This is a genomic window from Streptomyces sp. NPDC044044 (assembly GCF_056434405.1).
This window is the reverse complement of record NZ_JBWKFG010000007.1, coordinates 255,568-280,399: the sequence shown is the minus strand read 5'-3', so window position 1 is coordinate 280,399 and position 24,832 is coordinate 255,568. Positions and strand designations below refer to the sequence as shown.

The window sequence follows — 24,832 nt, the reverse complement described above, 5'->3', positions numbered from 1 at the left end:
TCGGCCGCGCGTACGTCCCGCACCCCCGACACGCTGCCCCCGACTTCAGGAGGTCCGGCCCATGCGGTCGTCCCTGTACTCCTCCCTGCTCGTCCTCGCCCTCGCCGCCGGTCTGACGACGGCCGTGCCCGCCGCCGCTGATCCCGTGGCCGAGGCTAAGCCCGCCGCGGATCTTGCCCGGAAGCCCTACATGGGCTGGACCAGCTGGAGCATGCAGTCCTCGAAGTACCCCGGGCTCAACCCCGACGGCGACTACAGCTACCTCACCGAGAAGAACGTTCTCCAGCAGACCGGCGCCATGGCTTCCAAGCTCAAGAAGTACGGCTACGAGTACGTCAACATCGACGCCGGCTGGTGGCGTGACATGGCGTGGAAGCCGGAGTTCGACGCCTATGCCCGCCAGGCACCGAACGCGGGCCGCTTCCCGCGCGGCATGAAGCCCGTCGCCGACGACATCCACGCCAAGGGCCTCAAGGCGGGCATCTATCTGCCGGTGGGCCTGGAGAAGGAGGCGTACGGCGAGGGAAAGGTGCCCATCTGGAACGCGGAGGGCTGCACGACCGCCGACATCGTCCACGACGACCTGCGCACCACCAACGGCTGGGACAGCGCCTACAAGCTCGACTTCTCCCGGCCCTGCGCGCAGAAGTACATCGACTCGCAGGCCCAGCTCTTCGCCGACTGGGGCTATGACTTCCTCAAGCTGGACGGCGTGGGCCCCGGCTCCTCCAAGAGCGGCGACAACTACAACAACGTCGCCGACGTGGCCGCCTGGAAGAAGGCGATCGCCAAGGCCGGACGCCCGATCCACCTGGAGATCTCCTGGGCGCTCGACATCAACCACGTCGCCGACTGGAAGCAGCACTCCAACGGCTGGCGCATCGACACGGACGTCGAGTGCTACTGCAACACCCTGGTGTCGTGGGAGAACTCCGTCGACGACCGCTGGGACGACGCACCGGGCTGGACCCGGCACGCCGGTCCCGGCGGCTGGAACGACCTCGACTCCCTGAACGTGGGCAACGGCGAGATGGACGGCCTGACCAAGGCCGAACGGCAGAGCTACGCGACGCTGTGGGCCATCGCCAAGTCTCCCCTCTACACCGGCGACGACCTCACCCGCCTCGACGACTACGGTGTATCGCTCCTGACCAACCGCGAGGTCATCGCCCTCAACCAGGGCAGCACGCCGCCCGCGAGGCCCATCACGGCATCCGGCGACCGGCAGGTATGGAGCGCGAAGAACGCCGACGGCAGCCACACCGTCGCCCTGTTCAACCTCGGCGACTCGCCCGCCGCCGTCACCGCCGACTTCTCCACCCTCGGCTTCACGGGCCGGGGCAAGGTCCGTGACCTGTGGAACCACGAGGACCTCGGCACCTACAAGGACAAGGTGACGCAGACGCTGCCCGCGCACGGCTCGCGCCTGTTCACCGTCGCACCCCGAGGCCCCGAGCAGCAGATGACGGGGTACGAGGCCGAGTCCGCCGCCAACACCCTCAGCGGCAACGCGACGGTCGGCGACTGCGCCGCGTGCTCGGGCGGCAGCAAGGTCGGCAATCTCTACCAAGGCGGAAAGCTCCGGTTCAACGACATCGTGGTGCGCGAGGCAGGGCGATACGTGATCGACGTCGCGTACGTCAGCGGTGATCCGCGCACGGTCCAGGTCTCCGCCAACGGCCAAGGCTCCACCGCCCTGAAGTTCCCCTCCACCGGTGACTGGGGAACCGCCGAGACGATCGGCGTGCCGGTGACCCTGAAGGCCGGCAGCAACACGGTCACCTTCGACAGCGGTGACGGATACGCCCCTGACGTCGACCGGATCGGCGTACCGAAGCGTTCCTGACAGGCAAGCCTCCCCGCACCTCCCGCACGCACCATCCCTCCGGAATGGAGTGCCTCGTGGACGACGACCAGCACACCGAATCGACACGCCCCAGACCGAGCCGCCGCGACATCCTCTCCGTGGCCGCCGCCGCGGGCGCCTTCACCGCACTGGGCGGTCTGCCCGCCTTCGCGGCTTCCGCCCCCGTGGCCCGGGAGACGGACTCGCCCCTGCTCGCCGCAGCGGAGACGACCCGCTTCTGGTACCAGGCGCCCGCATCCGACCGGGCGATGATCGAACAGGGCCTGCCCGTGGGCAACGGACGTCTGGGCGCGCTCACCGGCAACGACCCCGCCCGCGAACTGCTCCTCATCACCGACGCCACGATGTGGACCGGCGGCCCGAACGCCACCCTCGACGCCGACGGCCAATTCCCGTACGGCCGGGACAACTTCGGCTCCTTCACCCTCCTGGGCCGCCTGACCGTCGACCTACCCGACCACGACCTCTCGGCGGTCTCCGACTACCGCCGCGAGCTCGACATCAGCCAGGGGCTCGTCACCACCTCGTACGTCCGCTCGGGGGTGAAGTACCGGCGCCGGATCTTCGCCAGCCATCCCGACGACGCCATCGTCCTGCACTTCTCACAGCAGGGCGGCGGCCGTTACACGGGAATGGTCACCCTTGCGGGGACCCACGACGAGACCACCACCGCACACGGCCCCCGTTCCGCCTCGTTCGGTGCCGCCTTCCCGGACGGCGGTCTTCGCTACGGCGCCGCGGTGACGGCGTACAGCACCACCGGCACGGTGGCCGTCGACGGCTCGCGAATCTCCTTCACCGGATGCAAGGAGCTCACCGTCGTGGTCAGCGGCGGCACCAACTACGCGCCGGACGCGGCCGCCGGCTACCGCGACCCCGACCTCGACCCGCAGCGGCTCGCGAGGACCAAGGTCCTCGCGGCGGCCCGCCATTCGGCGACCACGCTCCTGCACTCCCATGTCGCCGACCATCGGCGCCTGTTCGAGCGGATGGCCGTCTCGCTCGGCACGTCGTCGCGGACACAACGCGGCCTCGACACCTGGGAACGTGTGCAGGCGCGCGACCGGAGCGGCGATGCGGACCCCGAACTGGAGGCGTCCTATCTGCAGTTCGGCCGCTACCTCATGATCGCCGGATCCCGCGACAGCCTGCCGCTCAACCTCCAGGGCCTGTGGCTGGACGGCAACGACCCGGACTGGATGGGGGATTACCACACCGACATCAACATCCAGATGAACTACTGGTTGGCGGACCGGGCGGCACTCTCCGCCTGCTTCGACGCGTACGCCGACTACTGCCTGGCGCAGCTTCCCTCCTGGACCGAGCTCACCAGGACCCTGTTCAACGACCCGCGCAACCGCTACCGCAACTCCAGCGGGAAGATCGCGGGCTGGACCGTGGCCATCTCCACCAACATCCACGGTGGCAACGGCTGGTGGTGGCATCCCGCGGGCAACGCCTGGCTGTCCAACTCCCTCTTCGAGCACTACGAATTCACCCAGGACAGGGCCTACCTCGCCAGGATCCACCCACTGCTCAAGGGAGCCTGCGAGTTCTGGGAGGCGCGGCTGCTCACGACGACCGTCACCGACGAGGCGACCGGCAAGGGCCGCGAGGTCCTGATCGCCGACAGCGACTGGTCCCCCGAGCACGGCCCGCTCGACGCCAAAGGCATCACGTACGCACAGGAACTGGTCTGGGCGCTCTTCGAGAACTACCGCACGGCCTGCTCCGTCCTCGGCAGGGACGCCGCCCACGGCAGGAAGGTCGGCAAGCTCCAGGACCGCCTCTACCTCCCTCAAGTCAGCTCGAAGACAGGCTGGTTGGAGGAGTGGATGTCACCCGAGAATCTCGGCGAGACCACCCACCGGCACCTCTCCCCGCTGGTCCAGCTCTTCCCCGGTGACAGGATCCGCCCCGACGCATCGACCCCGAAGGCCTTGGTCGAAGGCGCGACGGCGCTGCTCACCGCGCGCGGCATGGAGAGCTTCGGGTGGGCGAACGCCTGGCGGAGCCTGTGCTGGGCCCGGCTGAAGGACGCGGACAAGGCGTACCAGCTGGTCGTGAACAATCTGCGGCCGTCGACCGGCGGGAGCAACGGCACCGCGATGAACCTCTTCGACATCTACGAGGTCGAGAAGGGCCGCGGCATCTTCCAGATCGAGTCCAACTTCGGCACCGCGGCGGCGATGCTCGAGATGCTGGTCTACTCACGGCCGGGACACGTCGAACTGCTGCCCGCTCTGCCCGATGCCTGGGCGCGCTCCGGCTCGGTCACAGGCGTCGGCGTGCGCGGCGGCTTCGTGGTCGACGTGCGGTGGCGGGCGGGGAAGGTCACCGAGGCCAGGCTGCGCAGTGTCGGCGGACGCGGCACCACGGTGTCGTACGGGGGTGTGACCAGGAAGGTCGTCCTGGAGCCGGGCGGTTCCATCACGCTGCGGGGGGAGGGCAGTTGAGGCCCCGCGAGTGGTGCGCGCGCCGTGCGCGGGCCGTCGGGATCGCCTGCGGGCTCGTGTTCGCGCTGTGCTTACCGGCGACGGCGACGGCGACGGCTTCGGCGGCGACGGCTTCGGCCGCAGGGGAGGCGAACCGGCATCAGGTCGTCACGTGGGGAGCGAGCGCCGACCGGCTCGGCCAGGGGCTCGCCGACCGCAGCTACCGCCTCGTCGTCAGGACGAGCGTCGGCGGCGCCCATCCGCGCATCAGGCTGTCCAACGCCTTCGGCGACCAGCCGGTGACCTTCGGCAGCGCCTACGCCGGAGCGCGTGCGGAGGGCGCGCGGCTCGTCCCCGGCAGCAACCGCAGGGTCACCTTCGGGGGCGGGCGGTCCGTCACGGTGGCGCCGGGCGAGAGCGTGACCAGTGACCCGTTGCCCGGACGGCTCGCTGCACAGAGCGATCTGGTCGTCAGCCTGTACGTGGCCGAGGCCGCGGGCCGGGCGACGGGGCACGGCATGGCCATGCAGACGTCGTACGCGGCGGTCGGTGACCATGCCGGGGAGGAGGGCGAGGGCAATTGGGGCGAGCGGATCGGCTCGTGGTTCTACCTCGACGCGGTGAGTGTGGAGAGCGGGGCGGGCACGGGCGCCGTGGTCGCCCTCGGCGACTCCATCACCGACGGCTGGCAGTCCACCGGTGACACGAACCGTCGCTGGCCCGACTACCTGTCGCGGCGGCTGCAGAGTGCGTCCGGAACCGGCATCAGAGGTGTCGCCAACGAGGGCATCTCCGGCAACAAGGTGCTCGCCGACGGGGCCGGGCAGAGCGCCCTGGCCCGGCTGGAACGAGACGTCCTCTCCCAACCCGGCGTGCGCACGGTGTTCTTGTTCGAGGGCATCAACGACATCAAGGCGCACACGGGTGTCACGGCGGGTCAGCTCATCGCCGGATACCGGCAGATCATCGAGCGGGCGCACGCGGCGGGCAAGTGCGTCGTGGGCGGAACGGTGCTGCCCTTCAAGGGCTGGTCGGAGTTCGACGCCGAGGGTGAGGCGGTGCGCCAGGAGGTCAACGACTTCATCAGGGACAGTGGCGATCTTGACGCCGTCACCGACTTCGACAAGGTGCTCCGCAGCCCGTACGACCACGAGCGCCTGCTCCCGGTCTTCGACGGCGGGGACCACCTCCATCCCAACGACAAGGGCATGCGAGTGATGGCCGAGGCCGTCGACCTGAGGGATCTGGAGTGCGGGCGGTGAGGACGGCGAGGGCTACTTGCTGAAGTGGCAAAGAAGATTGCCGATCCGCGGCGGTCAGGCGCACGGTGTCCGCATGACTGAGACGAATGAGCAAGACGTGGATGTACTGGTGGTCGGGGGCGGCGCGGCCGGTCTTTCGGCCGCGTCGACCCTGTCCAGGGCCAGGCGTTCGGTGCTGGTGGTCGACTCCGGGGAGCCTCGCAACGCTCCCGCCGGCGGGGTGCACGGGTTCCTCACCCGTGAGGGCCTCGCGCCGGGCGAACTGCTGCGGATCGGCCGGGACGAGGTCGCCGGGTACGGCGGGCGGATCGTGTCGGACCTGGTGACGGGCGTCCGTCGGGTCGGCAAGCGCTTCGTGGTGGAGACCGCAGGCGGCCGTAGCCACGGCGCGCGACGCCTGCTGGTGACGACGGGGCTCGTGGACGAGCTGCCCGATGTGCCAGGCCTGCGGGAGCGGTGGGGCCGTGACGTCCTGCACTGCCCGTACTGCCATGGCTGGGAGGTGCGCGACGAGCCGATCGGCGTCCTGGCGACCGGTCCGATGGCGGTGCACCAGACGCTCCTGTTCCGCCAGTGGTCGCCGGACGTGACCCTGTTCCTGCACACCGCGGGTGAGCTGACCGGGGAGCAGTGGGAGCAACTGGCCGCCCGTGACATCGCCGTGGTCGACGGCGAGGTGACGGGTCTCGATGTCGAGGCGGACCAGCTCTCCGGCGTACGGCTGGCATCGGGCAGGCGCATCCCGGTGCGGGCTCTCGCCGTGGCGCCGCGGTTCGAGGCGCGCGGCGCGGTCCTTGCGGGGCTGGGCCTGACGGGCGTGAACCACCCGATGGGCGTGGGCAGTTACGTCGAGTCGGACGCGACCGGTCTCACGAGCGTCCCGGGGGTGTGGGTCGCGGGCAACGTCACCGATCTCGTGGCCGGAGTCATGGTGTCCGCGGCTTCCGGCATGACGGCCGCGACAGCGATCAACGCCGACCTCGTGGCCGCCGACACCGCGGCGGCGGTGGCGGCGCGGCACGTGGTGGAGTCCTTCAGCCCGGCCGCGGAAGCCGCCAACTGCCATCGGGTGCTGGGGGAGCGGCGGCACGGGATCGAGTCCGTCCTGGCCGGTGGCGAGGCGGGCCATCGCGGGGCCGAGGGGTAGTGAGGGGGGCGGGTGAAGGGTCCGTTCTGCCGGTGTCGCTATCCCGTTGAAGGCTGTCATTAATGCCACTGGGAGGCGGCCACGGCCCCGGATAACTTCGGCGGTGATCCCGGCACGGACCGGGCGCGCGCCACCAGTGAAGGAACTCCATGCAGGTCATGCCCTATGTCGCACCGGTACTGATCGGCGTCCTCTACGCCCTCGCCATGTCCCTGATCCGCGAACCGAACCGGCGCCGCTTCAACGCGATCATGGTGGCCGGTGCGGGAGCGGCCTACCTGAGCGGCGGCGGATTCGGAGGCTGGGAGTTCCTCTTCACCGCCGCCGTCACGTACTGCGCCTACCGGGGCCTGGAATCCTGGACGTTCATCGGCATCGGCTGGCTGCTCCACACCGGCTGGGACCTGCTCCACCACATCAAGGGCAACCCGATCATCCCTTTCGCCCACGACTCGTCCCTCGGCTGCGCCATCTGCGATCCCGTCATCGCGCTCTGGTGCCTGCGCGGCGGCCCCTCGCTGATCGCGCTCGTCCGGGGACGCCGGGCCGGAGACCACGCGGCCGAGCTGTGAGGGTAGTTGCGGTGCTGTGACCGGTTTTACCGGATTCCGTTACGCGCTCTCCGGGTGATCGCAATGTCGGGTGCATACGTTTATGTTCCTCATTGTGCGGCTCGTTGCACGACGAGGACCGCGTACTGACCGACGACCAAGGGGATCACTGCCGTTATGCGAAACATTCGCCGCCACAGCCTTCTGCGCACCGCCGCCGTCTCCGCCATCGCCGGATCGGTCCTGTTGATCCCCGCCACCGCCGCGCTGGCCGCCGGATCGGGCCCGGAGCCCGTCCCGGCGCAGGCCGCAGCCAAGCCCGCCCCGGCCACGCTCACGGCGAAGGCATCCGTCTCCCACGTCCGCGCCTGGCAGGAGCTGCGCATCACGGGCAAGGCGACCGGGCTCAAGGCCGGCAGCAAGGTGACCCTGCAGCAGAAGCAGCACGGGGTGTGGAAGGCCCTGCCCGCGAGCACGGTCACGAACACGTCCGGGAGCTACGGCCTGCGCGCCAAGCTCGGCCTCAAGGGCAAGAACGAACTGCGTGTCGCCAGTGGCGCGACCGTCTCGCCGGTCGTCAAGGTGACCGTGAGCTGACCCGCGGCGCGCCCACCGCTCGTGCCCGAGGCCCTGCCCCGTCAGGCCTCGGGCACGCGCACGACGAGCAGGTAGTAGTCCATGTGGTCGCGGCAGAAGGAGCGGTAGGGAGCCATGAGCGGATCGGTGTGGGCCAGGGCCTCCTTGCCGAACCGCTCCTCGATCTCGCCGCGCCGGTCCTCGTAGAGCACGCACATGAGCTCGCCGCACAGGGCCGCGTTCGCGGTCATGTCGCGCACGGACTCCACATGGAAGCCCGCCTGTTGGAGCTCGCCGACGAGCGTGGCGAAGGGGGTGAGCGGGGGACAGGTCCACATCCGCGTATAGGCCGCCACTTCCTCGGCGGTGGGGCTGCCGCGCAGGGCGAACTCCGTGAACAGGAACCGCCCGCCGGGACGCAGCACCCGCAGGGCCTCACGGAGCCCGGCGGGCCGGTCCGAGAGGTGGGGGACGCAGTCGATGGACCACGCGGCGTCGAAGGCCGCGTCCGCGTAGTCCAGCCGCATGGCGTTGCCGTAGGCGAAATCCACCCGCTCGGCCAGGCCCTGGGCCGACCGGCCCCGGGCCTTGAGGCGCTCCTGGCATCGGGCGAGCTGGCTCTTGCTGACGTTGATCCCGGTGACGCGGGCGCCGGTGCGCTCGGCCAGGCGGACGGCCGGGCCGCCGGTCCCGCAGCCGATGTCGAGCAGATGCTCGTGGGGCGCCAAGTCGATGGTGTCGACGAGGAATTCGGTCTGACGGTCCTGGGCGAGGTCGGCCAGCGCGGTCAGCGTGGTGACGGGCGGGCGCTCGCCGTGCGGCGCGTACATGCCGATGTGCACGGCGGTGGAGCCGAGTGTCAGGGCGAGCATGTCGCCGAACTGGTCGTACATCGCCCCGACTTCCTCGGGGGTGGGGGCCGTCGTGCCGCTTGCGCCGGTGTCTTCCACGGTCATGGGTGCATCCCTTTCAGCGACGGGCGGTCGGTCGTCAAGGAATCGCGCTCGATGAGTTCGAGAAGTTCGACAAGGCGTGCTCGATCGACAAGGCGTGCTCGATCGAGAGGGCGTGTTCGATCGGGAGCGCGTGCTCAAGAAGGCGTGCTCAAAAAATGGACGATGCAGGGGCGTGCGCGGTACGCGCCGGACGCTGGGACGCTAGCACCGGGCGCCGTCGCGGTGGAGCCCCGAAAGCGCCAAGCGGCTCTGCGGCTCAGCCGCCTGGCGCCCGGTGGCGGTCACTCACGCTCGGCGGGCTCCTGAGGTGCGGCGGAGCCCTCCGCCTCGGCGTGCGCGTCGACCTGCCGCCCCACCTCACGCGCCTCGTCGGTCAGCATCCGCAGTCTGGCCTCGGCCTGATCCGCGCGGGCCTGGAGACGCGCGGTGTCGTCGGCGATGACCTGGCAGGCCAGATCCATCGCGGCGTCCACGTCCTCGGCGGAACCGCGCTCCGCCAGCTCCTCCAACGCGCTCTTGACCGCGGGGATGCCGCCGCGGTGGTGGATGTCGTTCCAGAACTCATAGTCCATCCGGGCAGTTTGCCGGATCGGCGACCGCGGAGCGAACCGCGGGCTCGGAGCCGCGCATCGCCCTTCCCGTGATCAGGGCCCGCCCCTCCCGGAGGCCACCCGTGATAGAAAGTGGGACGTTCGTTCAAGTTTCTCGTGATGCGCTGCGGAGGCCCGAATGCACCACTTCCTGCTGTCCGGAAACGACCGGGGGGCGCTCGATGGCTAACCCCTACCGCGCACTGTTCTCCGCGCCGGGGGCCAAGGGCTTCTCCGCGGCCGGGCTGCTCGCGCGGCTGCCGCTGCCGATGACCCACATGGGCATCCTCACCATGCTGTCCGAGCTGCGCGGCGAGTACGCGCTCGCGGGCGCCGTCGCCGGGACGTTCACGCTGTCCATGGCCCTGATAGGCCCTCAGATATCCCGCGTGGTCGACCGGTTGGGGCAGGGGCGCGTCCTGCTCCCGGCCACAGGTGTCAGCGTCGCAGCCCTGGGCGGGCTGCTCCTGTGCGCGTACGGCGACGCGCCCGTGTGGACCCTCTTCGTCTTCGCGTTCCTGGCCGGGTTCATGCCGAGCATGGGCGCGATGGTCAGAGCCCGCTGGACCCACCTGTACCGCGGTTCGCCGCGGCTCAACGCCGCGTACTCCCTGGAATCCGTGGTCGACGAGCTCACGTACATCATCGGGCCCGCCATCGCCGTGCTCCTGGGCACGGCCCTCTTCCCCGAAGCGGGGCCGATGGTCGCCGCTGTGCTGCTCGTCGTGGGCGTACTGCTCTTCGTCCCGCAGAAGCGCACCGAACCTCCCGTGCAGCCGCAGGCCCACGGTCGGGGGCGGTCGGCGATCCGGTCGGGGTCGCTCCTCGCGATGGCGCTCACGCTGCTGTTCGGCGGCGCCATCGCGGGGACCGTCGACACGATGGGGCTCGCCTTCGCCCAGGAACAGGGGCAGAAGGGAGCGGCGGGGATCGTCTTCGCGGTGTACGCCGTCGGGTCGGCCGTCTCGGGGCTGACCTTCGGGGCGCTGAAGTGGAGCGTGCCGCTCCCAAGGCTCCTCGTGATCGGGGTGACGGGCACGGCCCTGACGACGCTGCCGTTCCTCGTCGTGAACAGCATCGCGACCCTGTCGGCCGCGGTCTTCCTCGCCGGCGTGTTCTTCGCGCCGACCATGGTCACCATCATGGGCATCGTCGAGAGGCTCACTCCCGCGGCCCGGCTCACCGAAGGCATGACCTGGATGATCGCGGGCCTGCAGATCGGCGTGGCGCTCGGCGCCGCAGCCTCGGGGCAGGTCGTGGACTCCTTCGGAATCCGCGCCGGCTTCACCGTGTCCCTGGCCATGGGCGCCCTCGCTCTCCTGACGACCCTGCTCAGCTACCGCCACGTGAGCGCGGAGACGGCACGCGCGGCCGGGCGGGAGCGGGAGGAGGCCACGAGGGAGCCTGAGCGGCCAGGTATCGTCGCGGAGACCGCCGCAGGACAGGAGTCGCACACTGAACGAGCCGATCACCGACGGCCGTAGAGCCAAGGGCGAACGCCGTCGGCGTGAACTGATCGAGGCCACCTTGCGCGTGATCGCCCGGGACGGCGCCTCCGGGGTGACGCACCGCAAGGTGGCGCGCGAGGCGGAGCTGCCGACGACCGCGAGCACGTACTACTTCGAGAGCATCGACGCCTTGCTGACCGCGGCGCTCACGTCCTGCATGTACGAGGACTCCGAGCGGCTGCGCGGGCTGATCGAGGCACCCGACGACGGTACCGACAAGCGCGGCGCCCTCGCCCGTCTGATGGCCGACCTGCTCACGGCCCCCGGGCGGCTGCTCGCCGAGTTCGAGCTGTACCTGCTCGCCTCGCGCAGGCCCGAGCTGCGAGGGTCGACACGGCACTGGACGGACACCCTGAGCGCCTTCGCCCGGCTCTTCACCGACGACCCGCTGCGCGTCAGGCTCTTCGCCAACGCCTACGACGGCATGCTTCTGCAGGCGCTCCTCGCCGACACGCCCGTCACGGCCGACGAGTTCGAGGCCATGCTGCGCGAGCTGCTCCCCGGGGACGCCAGGACGGACGCCTGAGCCCGGACCCGGCGCGCTAGCGGCGCAGGCTCCGCAAGGCCTCGCGGCAGGCGGTCGCCGCACGGTCGGTGGCCTCGGAACACAGGCGGCAGTGCTCGTGCTGCGGCGCGTGCTGGGAGCACAGCTCGTGACTGTGCTCGCAGGCCATCACGCACGCCTGCAACTGCGCGGCCAGCGGCGCGTGATCGGCGTCCGTGCCGCGCGTCAGGACCCGCCGGGTGGCGCGGGCCACGTCGGCACAGTTGAGGTCGCGGTCGATGGCGGCCCGCAGTTCATCGGCCTCCTTCTCGGTGAGCATGCCGACCACGCAGGCGGTCACGGCCAGTTCGCACGCGGAGAGGGCGTCGGCGGCGGTGGCCAGGGACTGGTTGTCGAGGTGGTCGGCACGGGAGGCGAGGCTGTCGAAGACAACTCGCGCGTCTGGAGCATCGCGTCTCCAACGGAGTCTTGAGGGGCCCCGGTTCCGGGGGTTCCCGGACCTGAGGACTCCCGGTCCCTCGACGCTGGTCCCGCCCCCCGCCGCCGGTGAAGGGCGCGGGGTACGCCCATCGCAGCGCACGAGCGTCCGCCGGATCCTCCCCGTGGACCCGGGGCTCCCGTACCGGACTGTGTGGTGCGCATCACACGACTCGTGGCCGTCGCCGGGAACTCATGCGCCCCCACGGCCGACTCCTGCACCGGCCCGCCCGCTAACGGCCGCTCCGCACCACCCCTTCATCCAGGAGAGCAGCTCATGTCCGCCGAACCCACACTCCTCGCCCCGGACGACGGGCGGGAGACCCAGGAGGCGCAGCCCTCCGCAGGACGGTCCGGATGGGCGGCGCTGCGTCCGCTCGTGCTGCGCCTGCACTTCTACGCCGGGGTGCTCATCGCGCCCTTCCTGCTCGTCGCCGCCACCACGGGACTTCTGTACGCCTGCTCGTACCAGGCCGAGAAGATCGTGTACTCCCACGAACTGCGCGTCCCCGTGGGCGAGAACAAGACCGAGCTGCCGCTCTCGAAACAAGTGGCCGCCGCCCGCAAGGCGCACCCCGAGGGCACGGTCAGCGCGGTACGGCCCTCGCCGGAGGAGGGCGCGACCACCCGCGTGCTCCTGTCCGGAACGCCGGGCGTGGACGCCGACCACACGCTCGCCGTGTTCGTGAACCCGTACAACGGCGAGGTGCGCGGCGCCCTGGAGCAGTACGGCTCCACCGGCGCGCTGCCGCTGCGCACCTGGATAGACGAGCTCCACCGCGATCTGCACCTGGGTGAGACCGGCCGGCTCTACAGCGAACTCGCCGCCAGCTGGCTGTGGGTGATCGCGGCCGGCGGTCTCGTGCTGTGGTTCGGACGGCGAAGGTCCCAGCGCAAGCTGCGCGGGGCCACCGGCCGCAGGCGCACGCTCTCGCTGCACGGTTCGGTGGGTGTGTGGGCCGCCGTCGGGCTGATCTTCCTGTCGGCGACGGGTCTTACCTGGTCGACGTACGCGGGAAAGAGCGTCGGCGACCTGCGCGAGGCCATCGGGCAGACGACACCGGCGCTGGCGGCGACCGCCGCGGGCGGGGGAGAGCACGCGGGGCACGGTGGATCGGGCTCGTCGGGCGCGACGAGTGGTGACGGTGCCGGGCTCGACGCCGTACTGAAGGCGGCCCGTGCCGAGGGGCTCTCCAACCCGGTCGAGGTCGTGCCGCCCGCCGACGCGTCGTCCGCGTACGTCGTGAGGCAGATCCAGCGCAGCTGGCCCGAGAAGCAGGACTCCGTCGCCGTCGACCCGGCCACGGGTGAGGTCACCGAAGTGCTGCGGTTCGCCGACTACCCGGTGCTCGCCAAGCTGACCCGCTGGGGCATCGACGCGCACACCGGAACGCTGTTCGGGCTGGTCAACCAGATCGCCCTCGCCGTACTCGCCCTCGGCCTGATCCTGATGATCGTGTGGGGGTACCGCATGTGGTGGCAGCGTGGGCGCGGCAGCTCCTTCGGGCGTCCGCTGCCGCGCGGTGCGTGGCAGAACGTACCTGCCCACGTCCTGGTGCCGTTGATGGCGGCGATCGCCGCGCTCGGCTACTTCGTGCCGCTGCTCGGCATTCCGTTGGCGGCTTTCCTCGCCGTGGACATCGTGCTGGGGGAGATCGCCTACCGGCGCGGCAGGCGCACCTACGCCTGAGGCCCGCTCAGGGGTCTCCGCTCAGTCGTGGGTGGCCGCACCGCTGAGGTGGTGGTCGGCGAGGTTCAGGACCTCGTCGACCACGCGGCGCAGATGGCCGTCGGGCGGGCCGTAGACCATCCGTCGCCCCTCCTTGCGTACGGAGACGAGCCCGGCGAGGCGCAGTTTGGCCAGGTGCTGGCTGACCGCAGGGCGCGCCGCGCCGCACGCGGCGGTCAGGGTCGTGACATCCGCTTCGCCCTTGCCGAGGGTGTGCAGCAGGGCGAGCCGGGTGCGGTCCGAGAGGAGGCCGAGGACCTCGGCGGCATGGGCGAAGTGCTCGGTGCCCGGATCTTGCGGGTGCGCATCGTGCGCAGGTGATAGGTGCATGCGTGCGCTCATACGCACATAATGGGTGCGGGCGCCCAGGGGTGTCCACTCTCCGTCCCGCGTCGGAAGGCCGTACCTGTGAGTGAGCAGCACGGACACCCGCACCCGCACCCGCGCCCGAACCCTTCGCACGAGCACGAGCACGAGCACCACGGCCACGAGCGCGACCACGGCCACGAGCATGAGCACGACCACGGTCATGAGTCCGGTGGCGCGAGGCACTTGGCCCGGTGGCGGCACAAGGCCGGGCATCTCCTGAAACCCCACTCGCACGAGACCGCGGACAAGGTCGACCCGGCACTGGAGTCGTCCGCGCGCGGCATGCGCGCGCTGTGGATCTCACTGGCCGTCCTGGGCGTGACCGCCGGGGCCCAGGCGGTGGTCGTGGTGCTCACCGGTTCGGTCGCGCTCCTCGGCGACACCGTGCACAACGCGGCGGACGCGCTGACCGCGATCCCCCTCGGTATCGCCTTCGTCCTGGGCCGGCGGGCCGCCACGCGCCGCTTCACCTACGGCTACGGCCGCGCCGAGGACCTCGCGGGCATCGTCATCCTCCTGACGATCGCCGCATCCGCGGCCTTCGCGGCCTGGGCGGCCGTCGACCGGCTGCTCAACCCCCGTGCCCTGGACCACCTTTGGGTGGTGGCCGCCGCTGCCGTCATCGGTTTCATCGGCAACGAATGGGTCGCCCGCTACCGCATCCGAGTCGGCCGCGAGATCGGCTCGGCCGCTCTGGTGGCCGACGGTCTGCACGCCCGTACGGACGGATTCACCTCTCTGGCCGTTCTGTTGAGCGCGGGCGGCGCCGCCCTGGGCTGGCGGCTCGCCGACCCGATCGTGGGCCTGCTGATCACCGTGGCCATCCTGCTGGTGCTGCGGGACGCGGCGCGCGAGGTGTTCCGCCGGGTGATGGACGCCGTCGACCCGGCCCTGGTCGACGCGGCGGAGGAGGCCCTCCTGGCGGTTCCCGGCGTACGCGGTGTCGGCGAGCTGCGCCTTCGCTGGATCGGCCACAGGCTGCGTGCCGAAGTGGCGGTCGTCGTGGACGGAGAGCTGTCCGTACGGGAGGCGCACGAGGTCGCGGTCGACGCGGAGCACGCCCTGCTGCACGCGGTGCCGAAACTGACCGCCGCCCTGGTGCATGCCGACCCGGCGGTCGTGCCCGGAGCCCCGGACCCGCACAAGGCCCTCGCGCACCACGGGACGTGATCGGGAAGTCCGTGCCCGGGAGGCAGGCGGTGACTTGGCAGCGGCTACTATCTGCGGCCATGGCGTCAGGTCTGCGGGACACGGTGTGCGAGGAGCGGCGCATGGCCGCGCGCTGCGCCGCGTTCGGCATCAGCCTGGCCACCCTGCTGGCCGTCCTGTGCGTGTGCTTCGGCTCGGCCGCCCATCACGACGACACGCGCGCCAGTGACGTGGAGGCTTCCGTCTCCGCCGCGTCCGCCGTCTCCGCCGCGTCCGCGGGCGAAGACGGTGGCGCGTCACCCGCCGAGGAAGCCGCACTCGGCCACAGCTGTCCGCCCGGCGACCGGTGCGCCTCCGCCACGCACGCCGCGGCGACGGCTCTCCCGGCCCCCGAACCCTCGGTGCCGATGACCCTGGTGGAGACGGGACTGCCCGCGGCCCCGGCCACCTCACATCCCGTGCCGCGGAAGCCTGTTCACCGTCAGGCCCCGGATCTCCACGTCCTTCAGGTGCAGAGGACCTAGGCCGCACCTTCGCGCGACCGGACCCGTCCGTTCACGGACGTGGTCGCGGTCGCGCGCTTGCGCCGCCCACCTCACACACCATCACCACTGCCGCGCCCCGGGCACGGCGGGGACAAGGACATCCCGGACATGGGCACCTCCAAGACAGGCAAGAAGGCCGCGACCACCGCCGCACGCAAGGCCCGCATCCAGGAGTTGCGCCGCGCCGAGCAGGCGCGCGACCGGCGCAACCGCGTCATCGCCATCACGGCGGGCGTGGCCGTGCTGGCCGGGCTCGCCGGATTCGGCTCGTACGTCCTGCTCGACGCGTCGGAGAAGAAGGACAAGGAAGAGGCCGCCGCGCAGGCCCCCGTGAGGGGCGAGAAGACGTGGGACGCGAAGAAGCTCGGGCGCAACCACGTCACGAAGGAGGTCGACTACCCGATGACCCCGGCAGCGGGCGGCGACCACAGCCAGGCGTGGGCCAACTGCCAAGGAGATGTGTACGACAAGCCGCTGGGTGAGGAGAACGCCGTCCACTCGCTGGAGCACGGCGCCGTCTGGATCACGTACAACGACAAGGCGTCGGACGGGGACATAAAGACGCTGAGCCAGAAGGTCAAGGCGACGCCCTACACGCTGATGAGCCCGGTCGAGGAGCAGAAGGGCGCCCTCACGCTCACCGCGTGGGGCAGCCAGCTCACCGTGGACAGGGCGTCCGACCCCCGGGTCGGACAGTTCCTGGGCAAGTACGTCCAGGGCGAGCAGACCCCGGAGCCCGGCGCGGCCTGCACGGGCGGGGTCGGACCGGCGTGAGCTGAGGGTCGGCGTCCGAGCGGGAGAGGGCGGCGGGAGCGGGCGGTGGGCAGGGCGGGCACGGATCCATGCCTCCAGGCCCGCCGCCTTGCTCCCGCCGCGTGCCATTGAGGAGTGGTACGCCTAGTGTTCGTGGTGTGCTGAGCATCGTGGATGATCTGGCCGGGTTCGGACCGCTGCGGATGTGCGCCCACGCGCCGTCGGCCGACGATCCCGATGACCTGACCGGTCTGCGCGTGCTGCTGGTCGCGGACGTCCTGGCCCGCGTCGCCGAGCTGCGCGGCCGGACCGTCCTCATCGGATGGACCTGCCCACCGGCGGCGTCGGCCGACGCCGCCGGTATCCGCCCGGCCGACGCCCACGGCACCCCGGACGAGATCGCCGAAGCTCTCGGCGGCCCGCCGGCCGTGCACCTCACCAGCCGTACGTATGAAGGAGCGGGCGGTCTGTCCCTGCACGTCGGTGAAGCCGTGGCCGGGGGAGGCGCGGATCAGGACGCGGGCCGGGACGCGGGCAGGGATGCGCTCGCCCTGCGGCTGTTCCTGCTCGGCCACCCGCACCACGAATCCGTCGACGTCACCGCGGAAGCCGTCGCCGCCGCAGGCGAGAGGCTGGCCAAGTGGCGCAAGGCCGTGGCCGCTTGGGCCGATGAGCCGTCCAAGGCGATGCCCGCCGACTTCGTGGACCGGGCACGGGCCGCCCTGGAGAACGGCCTCGACACCCCGGCCGTGCTACGGCTCCTGGGCGGCCTGGAAGCGGCGGTCGACGTACCGGGCGGCGCCAAGTTCGAGACGTTCGCCCACCTCGACCGCGTGCTCGGTCTGGAGGTGGTCCGCGACGTCGGCCGCTCGCACCCCGCCGAGGTGTACCGGTGATGGAGCGCGCTCGTGCGGAGCGCATCGCGGGCGTGCTCAAGGCGATCGCGGACCCCACCCGCCTGCAACTGCTTGACCTGATTCGGTCCGCCCCCGCCGGTGAGGGGTGCGTGGGGGATCTGACCGAACGGCTCGGGCTGCGGCAGCCGACGGTCAGTCATCACCTGAAGACGATGACCGCGGCGGGTCTGCTCGCGCGCGAGCGGCGCGGGACGTGGGTCTGGTACTCGGTGGATCCGGACGGCATGGAGGCGGTGCGGGAGATTCTGCGCGCGCCTGCACGGGCAGCTTCTTGACGCCTCGTCAAGAATTCTCCTGTCTCCCTCAAATGCCCCGGGTGTTACGGGAGTTCGATGCGTCGTGGGCCGCCGCAAGATCCTGTGCGAACTGTGGGGCGACGAACTCACCGACACCAACACGCTCACCGTCCACATCAAGCGACTGCGCGAGAAGATCGGTTCGGAGTCCGGCAGTTGCTGCACCATCGACACGGTCCGGGGGCTCGGATACCGCCTGGAGTCGGCCAGTTGACCGACGGAAGGTCGACGCGTGGCGGATCATGGCAATGTGCTCCCTCTGGCCGTCCACACCATCGAGCGCCTCGTGGCCCTCGACGCCACGTCCGGCGCGACCTCCGCGATGCCCGCCGTGCGCGAGGCCATGAGGCGCATTCCGGACCTGTCGGCTGATCCCGCAACCCTCCGTGCCCGGGGGAGCGACCGGTTCGCGGCGCTCGCCGAGCTGTGCGAGGTCATCGGGTGGATCCTCTTCGACGCGGGTTTCTACCGCGAGGCCCACCGGATGAACGCACGGGCGCTGGCCCTCGCGGAGCTGTGCGGCGACCGCTGGACGGCCCGCTTCGTCCTGCTGAACGACAGCATGCTCAAGGCCCATACGGGGGCGCCGCGCGCCGCCCTGGAGACCGCGGCCCGCGTGAGCGGGGCGCGAGCGCTCCCCGCCAGGGTCAGCAGTCTCGTCCTGATTCGCCAGGCGCACGCGATCGCCATGCTGGGCGGCCACCGGGAGCCCAGGGACCTCATGGCCCGCGCCCAGAGCCGGTTCCTCGACGGCATCTCGCGCCACGATCCGCCCTGGGCCTGGTGGATCGACCGCACCGAGCTGCTCGGCCACCGGGGCTGGGTCCTCGCCCGGCTGCGCCAATGGGACCAGGCCATCCCCCTCCTGTACGAGGCGGCCACGGCGCCAGGCCCGTCCTACCGGAACCTGTTCACCGCGCAGCTCCTCTCGGCCCTGGCCCGAGCCGGAGCCTGGAGGGAGGCGGAGGACCTCATCGCCGAGCTGGCCCCCGGCGCCGCCCGCACCGGATCCGTACGCACGACCCAGACACTCAGGCGGACGGCATTCCACCTGCTCAGGAGGCCCGGCGCCCCGGCGCAGCTGCGGGAGGCGGCAGCGTTCCTCCTGGAGTCCCTGCCCGCGCCACAAGCCGTCAGCTCACGTCCACGGCCTGCGACGCCCTGACGTCGACCACGAGCTTTCCACGGACTCCGCCCGCCTCGAGCGCGCGGTGCGCGCCGGCGATGTCGGCCAGCGGGTACACCGTGTCCACCACGGGCCGGATCGCCCCGCTCTCGGTCAACCGGGTCAGTTCCGCGAAGAGTTGGTGGCCGGGATTGCCGCTGAAGAACCGCACACGCCGCGGACCGAACACCGCGGATCCGAAGATGTAGGAGAACGACGCGGCCACGCGCCGGGCGTCGAACGTGACGGACACCATGCGGCCTCCCGGTGCCAGCAGCCGGCGATACGCGCCGAACTCCGTGCCGACCGTGTCCAATACGACGTCGAAGGGGCCGAGGCCGGCCGCGCCGGTCGTCGCGTAGTCGAAGGCCTCATCGGCGCCGAGGTCCCGCACGAAGTCGAGGTTCCTGGCCCCCGCGAGCGCCGTGACATGCGCGCCGTACGCACGCCCGAGCTGCACCGCCACGCTCCCGACGCCGCCGCTCGCACCGCGCACGAGCAGCCGCTCACCCGCCGCGAGCCGTGCCTTGTCCCGTAGCGCCGTGATCACCGTCGTGCCGACACCGGGCAGGGCCGCGGCCTTGACCGGATCAAGACCGGCCGGTGCCAGGGCCAGCTGCCGAGGGCGCACGACCACGTACTCCGCGGCGCTGCCGAATCCCTGGGACCGCGCCATGGCACCCCACACCCGGTCACCCGTCGCCAGGCCGGGCATGGGCGAGCCGAGCGCCGCCACCTCACCTGCGAAATCGACCCCCGTGCGCTTGGGCCAGCCCCGCCCGGCCAGGCCCGTCACCAGACGCACCTTCCCCGCCCGGCCCATCAGTTCGCCGCCGTTCACGCTGGCGGCGTGGACGCGCACCAACACCTCGCCGGGGCCGGCGACCGGCCTCGGCAACGTGCCTTCGTACAGGACCGCCGGAGAGCCGTACCCGTCGTACAGAGCCGCGCGCATGTCACTCATCGTTTCCGTATCCCCATCTGTAGCCGCCGAATGTCACTGTCAGCGACGCTAACGCGCTAAACGGAGAGGGGCATCCACTTGAGCTAATGTGAGAAACATGCCTGCTGATTCCTCTCGGATGCGGCCGACGACGGACCGTGAACCTGCCGCGCGCACGGGGCTGCGCGCGGACGCGCTCCACAACCGCCGGCGCGTCCTGGAAGCCGCCCGCGACCTGTTCGCCGCGCGTGGCCTCGACGTGCCGATGGCCGCCATCGCCCGCCGGGCCGGCGTCGGCGTGGCCACCCTCTACCGCCGTTTCCCCACGCGGGACTCCCTGGTCACGGAAGTCTTCGAGGACCAGCTCGGGGTGTGCGCGGCGATCGTCGACGACGCCCTCGCGGACCCCGACCCCTGGCACGGGTTCTGCACGGTCATCGAGAAGGTGTGCGCCATGCACGTGGCCGACCGCGGATTCACCGCGGCGTTCCTGACCGCCTTCCCGGACGCGATCGACTTCGAGCGCGAACGCGCGCGTGCCGAACGGGGCTTCGCCCGGTTGGTGCGCCGCGCGAAGGACGCCGGCCGGCTGCGCCCCGACTTCGACGCCTCGGACCTCCCGCTCCTGCTCATGGCCAACAGCGGCCTCACCGCGTGCTCCACCGAGGGGGCGCCTGCCGCGTCCCGGCGGTTCGTCGCCTACCTCCTCGATTCCTTCCGCGCCGATCGCGCCACCCCCGTGGAGCCCCTGCCCGCGCCGGTTCCCCTGGTGTTCCACCACAGGGGACTTCAGGGGGCGACATTCAGCCCTCCGCCGGAGCCGCCCCCCGGTGTATTGCGTCCCGGCCCCGGCAGTACGACAGTCAAAGTGTCCTCCGCGGAAGCGAGTTGAGGACTCGCCCGGGGAGGAACCGCCGCCCAGGACCCCGGCGATGGATCTCGCCCGTGATGTAACCCTGCCCGTCGAGTGGGCAGGCATCCCGCTGGGGAGCCGGGACATGGACCGAAGCGAACGCAGTGCGCTGTCCGAGCAGGAGTGCCGCGAGCTGCTGGCCCGTACGCAGGCCGCCCGTCTGTCCTTCGTCCATCGCGGTTGTCCGCACATCGAACTGGTCGGCCTGATCGACCTCGACGGCGAGCCGGTGGCCCTGCTGCCCGACGACAGCGACATCGCCCGCGCCCTCTCGGCCGTCATCTCCCCGCGCAGACTGGTCGTCGTGCAGACCGACGACCTGACGGAGGCCGGGCGTTGGGTGCGCTCCGTCACCGTGGTGGCCCGGCCCCGCTGGATCGTCGGCGTCGACGGGCTGCGCGCGTGCCGGCACGCCGCCGCGGCCCGCGGCCTGCACGCCGCCCTGGACGCCTGGTTCCTGGCCCTGAGCAACCCCGCGCTCTCCGGCCGGCGTACCGCACTGCGCGCGGCGCACCCCCGGCTCACGACGGCACAGGCCCCCAAGAGCGCCGTCGCGAGGTGATCAGACCCGCGGAGCCTTGCTCGCCGCCCGGCCGCGGCCCGCGACCGGCACGTCGAGAGGCCGGGCGAGGCCCACCACTCCTTCGTCGAGGCGCTGCAGATGGCGCAGGACGCGGTAGGTCACCGTGCCCGAGCGAGGCGCGCCGGACCCCTCGGCCTCCAGCATCGAGGCGATGCTGGCACCCGACTCGACCTCACCCGTGGCCTTGTCGTCGTCCACGTACGCGGCGATGACCTCGATGTTGTGCGCGATCCGCAGACCCGCCCGTTCCAGACGCGGATCGGCGGCGACGTTCTTGCTGTAGGGCACGAGCTCGGCCGTCGCCGCCAGGGAACGGGCGTGGTAGGCGCAGGTCTCCAGGAGCGCCACCAGATAGCGGGCGGTCCTGCGGCGGCCGCGCAGCGGGGTGATCGGATGGGTCAACGGCTGGATGGAGGCGCGCAGATCGTCGAGCGCGGTGTCCAAGTCGCGCGCCTTGTCCAGGAGATCGGCGGCCGGTCCGCCACTGAGCTGCTCGACCGACGCGGAGATGACGTCGGCGAGCCGGGTCAGGACCGTGTTGAGGAGCTCGTCGGTGCGATGGTCGGTGCGCACCGGCAGGACGAGGACCGCCGCGATGATGCCGCAGGCGGCCCCGAGCGCCGTCTCCTCGATGCGCAGCCAGAGCACGGAGAGGCTGTAGGTGTTCAGGAGTGTGTAGAGCAGGCCCAGCATCGCCGTGACGAAGAAGGACATGAGCGCGTACGACAGGGGAGCGGTGAAGAACATCGCGAAGATGAAGACCAGGACGAGGGCGAACGCGACCCAGGTGTGGTTGCCGACCAGACCCGCGAGCGCCACACCGGCGACCACCCCGAGCACCGTGCCGAGGAGCCGTCGATAGCCCTTGACCAGGATCTCGCCCGTGGACGCGGTGTTGAGGAACACCACCCAGCAGGTGAGCACCGCCCAGTACCAGCGCTGGGTGGAGAGGAACTCGCCGCCGATGATGGCCAGGGTCGAGCCCACGGAGACCTGGAAGGCGGCCCTTGTGGTGGGGCGCCGCAGCCCGGTGCGCTCGTCCTCGTCGGGTTCGGCGGCCTCCTCGGCACCGGCGATCGCGATGTCCTCGGCGTCGAACTCCTCGCGGGAAAGGGTCGTCGCCGGTGAGTCGTCGGACTCGTCCTGGGGGCCGTCGAGCGCGAGCCGCAGGCCGAGGATGGCGCGAGCGGCTTCACCGATGCCGCGGAAGACGTCCTGGACGGCCATCGAGGCCCGCGGCAGATTGTCCTCGTCGCGGTAGCCGAGCAGCCTGTTGCGTACGTGGGCGAGGCCCGTGCCCCGGTCGTCGGCGACAGGGCGGCCGACCAGCAGGTGCAGCGCGTTCAGGTCGCGGCGCAGGGTGACGGTCGCGTCGTCCTCGGCCCGGATGCGCGTCCCCGTCGCCGGGACGGGCGCGTGCGGCAGATGCAGGGTGAGGGTGTCCGCGCGTTCGGCGTTGCGCGCGTTCAGGAGGAGTACGCCCAGACGTTCGGCGGCGATCTCCGCGTCCGCCACGCGGCGTTGGACCAGCGTGGCCGTGGCCGCGTCGGGGGTGCCCTCCGCGAGGCGGCCCTGGATCATCAGGGCGGTCTCGTGCAGCCGCGCGGTGCCACGGCGCAGTTCGCCGAGTACCTTCTCCAACTGCTCGGGCGCGGCGTCGAGAAGCTCGATCTGCGTGGCCACCAGCTGCGCGAGGCGTGCCCTGAAGGCGACGCGCAGCCGCCCCAGATCACGGCCGGGCGTCTCCGGCACGACGGCGAACCGTACGACGGCACTGCACACGAAGGCGACGGCAAGCGCCAGATACAGGCTGGGCAGGGCGGACGTGGTGGCACCCACGAACAGCGAGACGAAGTAGACCTGAAAGCCGATCAGGCCGAGTGCCGTGCCCCGGTCGCCGAACCGGCGGCTGTAGACGGCACCGAAGATCAGCGCCACGAAGAAGATGTCACCCGCGATGACCTGGTCGTGCAGCAGCGCCCCCAGGGAGATCGCCGTGATGGCGACGGGCAGGCCGAGCGCGAGCGTGAGGGCCTGGCCGCGCACCTCCTTCTCCTTGATGGCGAAGGTGGAGACCATCGCGGTCATCGCGCCCGCGACCATGTGCGTGACATCCGTGCCGATGAGCGCGAGGACGACGAGAGTGAGCGCGATCGCGCCGACCGTCCGCAGCCCCGCCATCAGCCGCAGGAGTCCGGGATCCGACGCGACAAAGCGGTCCCATGTGCCGGTCCTGGTCCGCCGTGTCACTGCGCTCACACCCTCATCGCCGCTGTTCAGGGCGGATTCTGTCATGGCGGGGTGCAACCGGGGCTTGAGGGTTCACAGCGTGATACGCCCAGGGCGCCGACCGGAAGTGAGCAGAAGTCTCCGGGGCGACTTCAACGAAACACTTGAAGTCATGAATCCAGCAGACAACGGACTGTCCGGGGCGGAACTGCGCGCCGACGCCCCACCGACCCATGACACGGCGCCGGTGGCGGCCGCCGACTCCGCCCACCGCGAGCCTGGCCACCGCGGACGTACCGCCGCACGACATCGGGGCCGCGGCGGCGGCGTACAACGCGTCCCAGCAGCTCGGAGCGGCGCTCGGCACGGCCCTGCTCAACACGGTCGCGGCCAGCGCCACCGCGTCGCACCTGGCGTCCACCGCGGAGGCCACCGCCACGGCGGCGTCCGTGCACGGCTACACCACGGCCCTGACGGTCGCCTTCGTCATCCTGCTGGCCGCGGCAGGCGTCACCGCGGCGCTCCTGCGCGCAGACCGTCCATGACCAGGTCGAGAAGCCGTCCGGCGCGCGACTGCCAGTCGCCGTGCGGATCGATCTGCCAGAGGCCCGCGATGGCGAGCAGGAAGTCGTCGGGGGTGAGGCCGGGGCGGATGGTGCCGGCCTCCTCGTTCGCCTTCAGGAGGAGCGCGACGGCCGAACTCACAGGACCGTGGCCCACTCCGGCCAGCGTGCCCTGCGTACGGGTGGCCTTGCGCATCGCGTCGGCCAGGCCCGCCTTGGCCATGGCGTACTGCGCGAGGCGGTCCATCCACTCCCGCAGGGCCTGGTCGGGCGGGCGGGTCTGCAGGAGCTGGCAGGCGGCGTCGGCGACCTGCTGGACCTCGTAGCGGTAGACCTCGAGGACGAGTGCCTCGCGGTTGGGGAAGTTGCGGTAGAACGTCCCTTGCCCGACGCAGGCCTTCTTCGCGATGGTGCTGAGCGGGGCGTCCGCCGAGCGCGTCAACTCGTCCAGGGCGACTTCCAGGATGCGCTCGCGATTTCGTTGCGCGTCCGAGCGCAGCTGCGGGTCCTTCTTCTGGTGCACTCGTCCTCCTCCCGAGAATCGCGGCCCAAACCACTCTTGCTAAGCGGACAGCTGTCCGTTAAGTTTTGAAGCTAACGGACAGCTGTCCGCTTAGGGTCACCATACCGGCAGAACCAGCCGGTGGGGATGATCGGTCCGCGATCGCCGTGGGTCGCCCGCCCCACCGCATGGGCCATGGGTGCCCTGAGTCGACCTCCCTTACGCACAGCGCCATCCCCTACCGGGGCCTTCGCCGGGACCGTCCCGCACGACGCTCCCGCTCTTACGTGACAAAAGCTGAC

The 24,832-nt window shown here is 71.1% G+C and carries 26 protein-coding genes; 19 read left to right on the top strand and 7 right to left on the bottom strand.

What is annotated here, in order from left to right:
- Positions 1 to 61 precede the first annotated feature (61 nt).
- From AC07AG_RS26855 to AC07AG_RS26830, 6 genes are all read left to right on the top strand, one after another.
- Entirely contained in the window at positions 62 to 1,846 is a 1,785-nt protein-coding gene (locus AC07AG_RS26855) for an alpha-galactosidase D (protein WP_478758362.1), read from the top strand.
- A 56-nt stretch (positions 1,847 to 1,902) separates the two neighbouring features.
- Positions 1,903 to 4,323 carry a glycoside hydrolase family 95 protein gene (locus AC07AG_RS26850; protein ID WP_478758360.1) on the top strand — a complete coding sequence of 807 codons (2,421 nt, stop codon included), beginning with the start codon at positions 1,903 to 1,905 and terminating at the stop codon, positions 4,321 to 4,323.
- Positions 4,320 to 5,564, top strand: a complete 1,245-nt coding sequence (locus tag AC07AG_RS26845; RefSeq protein WP_478758358.1) for an SGNH/GDSL hydrolase family protein — start codon at positions 4,320 to 4,322, stop codon at positions 5,562 to 5,564. The genes AC07AG_RS26850 and AC07AG_RS26845 overlap by 4 nt, the downstream gene beginning before the upstream one ends.
- 73 nt (positions 5,565 to 5,637) lie before the next feature.
- Positions 5,638 to 6,711, top strand: coding sequence for an NAD(P)/FAD-dependent oxidoreductase (locus AC07AG_RS26840; protein WP_478758356.1), 1,074 nt, complete (start codon positions 5,638 to 5,640; stop codon positions 6,709 to 6,711).
- Between the two features lie 158 nt (positions 6,712 to 6,869).
- Complete coding sequence (locus AC07AG_RS26835) at positions 6,870 to 7,283, top strand: DUF6010 family protein (RefSeq protein ID WP_478758774.1); 414 nt, start codon at positions 6,870 to 6,872, stop codon at positions 7,281 to 7,283.
- 156 nt (positions 7,284 to 7,439) lie between these two features.
- Complete coding sequence (locus AC07AG_RS26830; protein WP_478758355.1) at positions 7,440 to 7,859, top strand: hypothetical protein; 420 nt, start codon at positions 7,440 to 7,442, stop codon at positions 7,857 to 7,859.
- 41 nt (positions 7,860 to 7,900) lie between these two features.
- Here the strand turns inward: AC07AG_RS26830 and AC07AG_RS26825 are convergent, their stop codons facing one another.
- Positions 7,901 to 8,794, bottom strand: coding sequence for an SAM-dependent methyltransferase (locus AC07AG_RS26825; protein WP_478758354.1), 894 nt, complete (start codon positions 8,792 to 8,794; stop codon positions 7,901 to 7,903).
- A 281-nt stretch (positions 8,795 to 9,075) separates the two neighbouring features.
- A complete protein-coding gene (locus AC07AG_RS26820) occupies positions 9,076 to 9,366 on the bottom strand; it encodes a hypothetical protein (RefSeq protein WP_478758353.1) in 291 nt (96 codons plus the stop codon).
- Positions 9,367 to 9,566: 200 nt separating this feature from the next.
- On the opposite strand from AC07AG_RS26820, the gene AC07AG_RS26815 reads away from it, so the two are divergent.
- Positions 9,567 to 10,868 carry an MFS transporter gene (locus AC07AG_RS26815; RefSeq protein ID WP_478758351.1) on the top strand — a complete coding sequence of 434 codons (1,302 nt, stop codon included), beginning with the start codon at positions 9,567 to 9,569 and terminating at the stop codon, positions 10,866 to 10,868.
- Positions 10,789 to 11,418 (top strand): TetR/AcrR family transcriptional regulator, encoded by a 630-nt coding sequence (locus tag AC07AG_RS26810; protein WP_478758772.1) that lies wholly within the window; start codon positions 10,789 to 10,791, stop codon positions 11,416 to 11,418. Before AC07AG_RS26815 ends, AC07AG_RS26810 begins: the two co-directional genes overlap by 80 nt.
- Positions 11,419 to 11,434: 16 nt before the next feature.
- Here the strand turns inward: AC07AG_RS26810 and AC07AG_RS26805 are convergent, their stop codons facing one another.
- A complete protein-coding gene (locus AC07AG_RS26805; RefSeq protein ID WP_478758350.1) occupies positions 11,435 to 11,977 on the bottom strand; it encodes a four-helix bundle copper-binding protein in 543 nt (180 codons plus the stop codon).
- 174 nt (positions 11,978 to 12,151) lie between these two features.
- On the opposite strand from AC07AG_RS26805, the gene AC07AG_RS26800 reads away from it, so the two are divergent.
- On the top strand, positions 12,152 to 13,564 hold the full coding sequence (locus AC07AG_RS26800) for a PepSY-associated TM helix domain-containing protein (protein ID WP_478758349.1): 1,413 nt from the start codon (positions 12,152 to 12,154) through the stop codon (positions 13,562 to 13,564).
- Positions 13,565 to 13,585: 21 nt separating this feature from the next.
- On the opposite strand, the gene AC07AG_RS26795 is transcribed toward AC07AG_RS26800, so the two are convergent.
- On the bottom strand, positions 13,586 to 13,933 hold the full coding sequence (locus AC07AG_RS26795) for an ArsR/SmtB family transcription factor (protein WP_478758348.1): 348 nt from the start codon (positions 13,931 to 13,933) through the stop codon (positions 13,586 to 13,588).
- 78 nt (positions 13,934 to 14,011) lie between these two features.
- On the opposite strand from AC07AG_RS26795, the gene AC07AG_RS26790 reads away from it, so the two are divergent.
- From AC07AG_RS26790 to AC07AG_RS26760, 7 genes are all read left to right on the top strand, one after another.
- Positions 14,012 to 15,142 (top strand): cation diffusion facilitator family transporter, encoded by a 1,131-nt coding sequence (locus tag AC07AG_RS26790; protein WP_478758346.1) that lies wholly within the window; start codon positions 14,012 to 14,014, stop codon positions 15,140 to 15,142.
- A gap of 59 nt (positions 15,143 to 15,201) precedes the next feature.
- On the top strand, positions 15,202 to 15,645 hold the full coding sequence (locus tag AC07AG_RS26785) for a hypothetical protein (protein WP_478758345.1): 444 nt from the start codon (positions 15,202 to 15,204) through the stop codon (positions 15,643 to 15,645).
- 129 nt (positions 15,646 to 15,774) lie between these two features.
- Entirely contained in the window at positions 15,775 to 16,440 is a 666-nt protein-coding gene (locus AC07AG_RS26780) for a DUF3105 domain-containing protein (RefSeq protein WP_478758343.1), read from the top strand.
- Between the two features lie 137 nt (positions 16,441 to 16,577).
- Positions 16,578 to 17,315, top strand: coding sequence for a hypothetical protein (locus tag AC07AG_RS26775; RefSeq protein ID WP_478758341.1), 738 nt, complete (start codon positions 16,578 to 16,580; stop codon positions 17,313 to 17,315).
- Positions 17,315 to 17,611 carry an ArsR/SmtB family transcription factor gene (locus AC07AG_RS26770; RefSeq protein ID WP_478758339.1) on the top strand — a complete coding sequence of 99 codons (297 nt, stop codon included), beginning with the start codon at positions 17,315 to 17,317 and terminating at the stop codon, positions 17,609 to 17,611. Before AC07AG_RS26775 ends, AC07AG_RS26770 begins: the two co-directional genes overlap by 1 nt.
- 64 nt (positions 17,612 to 17,675) lie before the next feature.
- Positions 17,676 to 17,846: a winged helix-turn-helix domain-containing protein gene (locus AC07AG_RS26765; RefSeq protein ID WP_478758337.1), complete on the top strand. Its 171-nt coding sequence runs from the start codon at positions 17,676 to 17,678 to the stop codon at positions 17,844 to 17,846.
- An 18-nt stretch (positions 17,847 to 17,864) separates the two neighbouring features.
- Positions 17,865 to 18,797, top strand: coding sequence for a DNA-binding protein (locus AC07AG_RS26760; protein WP_478758335.1), 933 nt, complete (start codon positions 17,865 to 17,867; stop codon positions 18,795 to 18,797).
- Here the strand turns inward: AC07AG_RS26760 and AC07AG_RS26755 are convergent.
- On the bottom strand, positions 18,766 to 19,761 hold the full coding sequence (locus tag AC07AG_RS26755; RefSeq protein WP_478758334.1) for an NAD(P)-dependent alcohol dehydrogenase: 996 nt from the start codon (positions 19,759 to 19,761) through the stop codon (positions 18,766 to 18,768). The two genes, AC07AG_RS26760 and AC07AG_RS26755, sit on opposite strands and share 32 nt — an antisense overlap.
- Before the next feature lie 97 nt (positions 19,762 to 19,858).
- On the opposite strand from AC07AG_RS26755, the gene AC07AG_RS26750 reads away from it, so the two are divergent.
- Both AC07AG_RS26750 and AC07AG_RS26745 read left to right on the top strand, forming a co-directional pair.
- On the top strand, positions 19,859 to 20,632 hold the full coding sequence (locus AC07AG_RS26750) for a TetR/AcrR family transcriptional regulator (protein WP_478758333.1): 774 nt from the start codon (positions 19,859 to 19,861) through the stop codon (positions 20,630 to 20,632).
- A 106-nt stretch (positions 20,633 to 20,738) separates the two neighbouring features.
- Positions 20,739 to 21,215, top strand: a complete 477-nt coding sequence (locus tag AC07AG_RS26745) for a hypothetical protein (protein WP_478758332.1) — start codon at positions 20,739 to 20,741, stop codon at positions 21,213 to 21,215.
- On the opposite strand, the gene AC07AG_RS26740 is transcribed toward AC07AG_RS26745, so the two are convergent.
- A complete protein-coding gene (locus tag AC07AG_RS26740; protein WP_478758331.1) occupies positions 21,216 to 23,531 on the bottom strand; it encodes an FUSC family protein in 2,316 nt (771 codons plus the stop codon).
- A 167-nt stretch (positions 23,532 to 23,698) separates the two neighbouring features.
- Here AC07AG_RS26740 and AC07AG_RS26735 point away from each other — a divergent pair, with 167 nt between their 5' ends.
- Entirely contained in the window at positions 23,699 to 24,010 is a 312-nt protein-coding gene (locus AC07AG_RS26735; RefSeq protein WP_478758329.1) for a hypothetical protein, read from the top strand.
- Here the strand turns inward: AC07AG_RS26735 and AC07AG_RS26730 are convergent.
- Positions 23,976 to 24,551 carry a TetR/AcrR family transcriptional regulator gene (locus AC07AG_RS26730; RefSeq protein ID WP_478758327.1) on the bottom strand — a complete coding sequence of 192 codons (576 nt, stop codon included), beginning with the start codon at positions 24,549 to 24,551 and terminating at the stop codon, positions 23,976 to 23,978. The two genes, AC07AG_RS26735 and AC07AG_RS26730, sit on opposite strands and share 35 nt — an antisense overlap.
- Between the last annotated feature and the right edge of the window lie 281 nt (positions 24,552 to 24,832).

Coding starts and splice junctions, on each gene's coding strand:
- AC07AG_RS26855 (WP_478758362.1), top strand. CDS start 62: ATGCGGTCGTCCCTGTACTCCTCCCTGCTCGTCCTCGCCCTCGCCGCC.
- AC07AG_RS26840 (WP_478758356.1), top strand. CDS start 5,638: ATGACTGAGACGAATGAGCAAGACGTGGATGTACTGGTGGTCGGGGGC.
- AC07AG_RS26835 (WP_478758774.1), top strand. CDS start 6,870: ATGCCCTATGTCGCACCGGTACTGATCGGCGTCCTCTACGCCCTCGCC.
- AC07AG_RS26830 (WP_478758355.1), top strand. CDS start 7,440: ATGCGAAACATTCGCCGCCACAGCCTTCTGCGCACCGCCGCCGTCTCC.
- AC07AG_RS26825 (WP_478758354.1), bottom strand. CDS start 8,794: ATGACCGTGGAAGACACCGGCGCAAGCGGCACGACGGCCCCCACCCCC.
- AC07AG_RS26820 (WP_478758353.1), bottom strand. CDS start 9,366: ATGGACTATGAGTTCTGGAACGACATCCACCACCGCGGCGGCATCCCC.
- AC07AG_RS26815 (WP_478758351.1), top strand. CDS start 9,567: ATGGCTAACCCCTACCGCGCACTGTTCTCCGCGCCGGGGGCCAAGGGC.
- AC07AG_RS26800 (WP_478758349.1), top strand. CDS start 12,152: ATGTCCGCCGAACCCACACTCCTCGCCCCGGACGACGGGCGGGAGACC.
- AC07AG_RS26795 (WP_478758348.1), bottom strand. CDS start 13,933: ATGCACCTATCACCTGCGCACGATGCGCACCCGCAAGATCCGGGCACC.
- AC07AG_RS26785 (WP_478758345.1), top strand. CDS start 15,202: ATGGCGTCAGGTCTGCGGGACACGGTGTGCGAGGAGCGGCGCATGGCC.
- AC07AG_RS26780 (WP_478758343.1), top strand. CDS start 15,775: ATGGGCACCTCCAAGACAGGCAAGAAGGCCGCGACCACCGCCGCACGC.
- AC07AG_RS26770 (WP_478758339.1), top strand. CDS start 17,315: ATGGAGCGCGCTCGTGCGGAGCGCATCGCGGGCGTGCTCAAGGCGATC.
- AC07AG_RS26755 (WP_478758334.1), bottom strand. CDS start 19,761: ATGAGTGACATGCGCGCGGCTCTGTACGACGGGTACGGCTCTCCGGCG.
- AC07AG_RS26750 (WP_478758333.1), top strand. CDS start 19,859: ATGCCTGCTGATTCCTCTCGGATGCGGCCGACGACGGACCGTGAACCT.
- AC07AG_RS26745 (WP_478758332.1), top strand. CDS start 20,739: ATGGACCGAAGCGAACGCAGTGCGCTGTCCGAGCAGGAGTGCCGCGAG.
- AC07AG_RS26740 (WP_478758331.1), bottom strand. CDS start 23,531: ATGACAGAATCCGCCCTGAACAGCGGCGATGAGGGTGTGAGCGCAGTG.
- AC07AG_RS26735 (WP_478758329.1), top strand. CDS start 23,699: ATGACACGGCGCCGGTGGCGGCCGCCGACTCCGCCCACCGCGAGCCTG.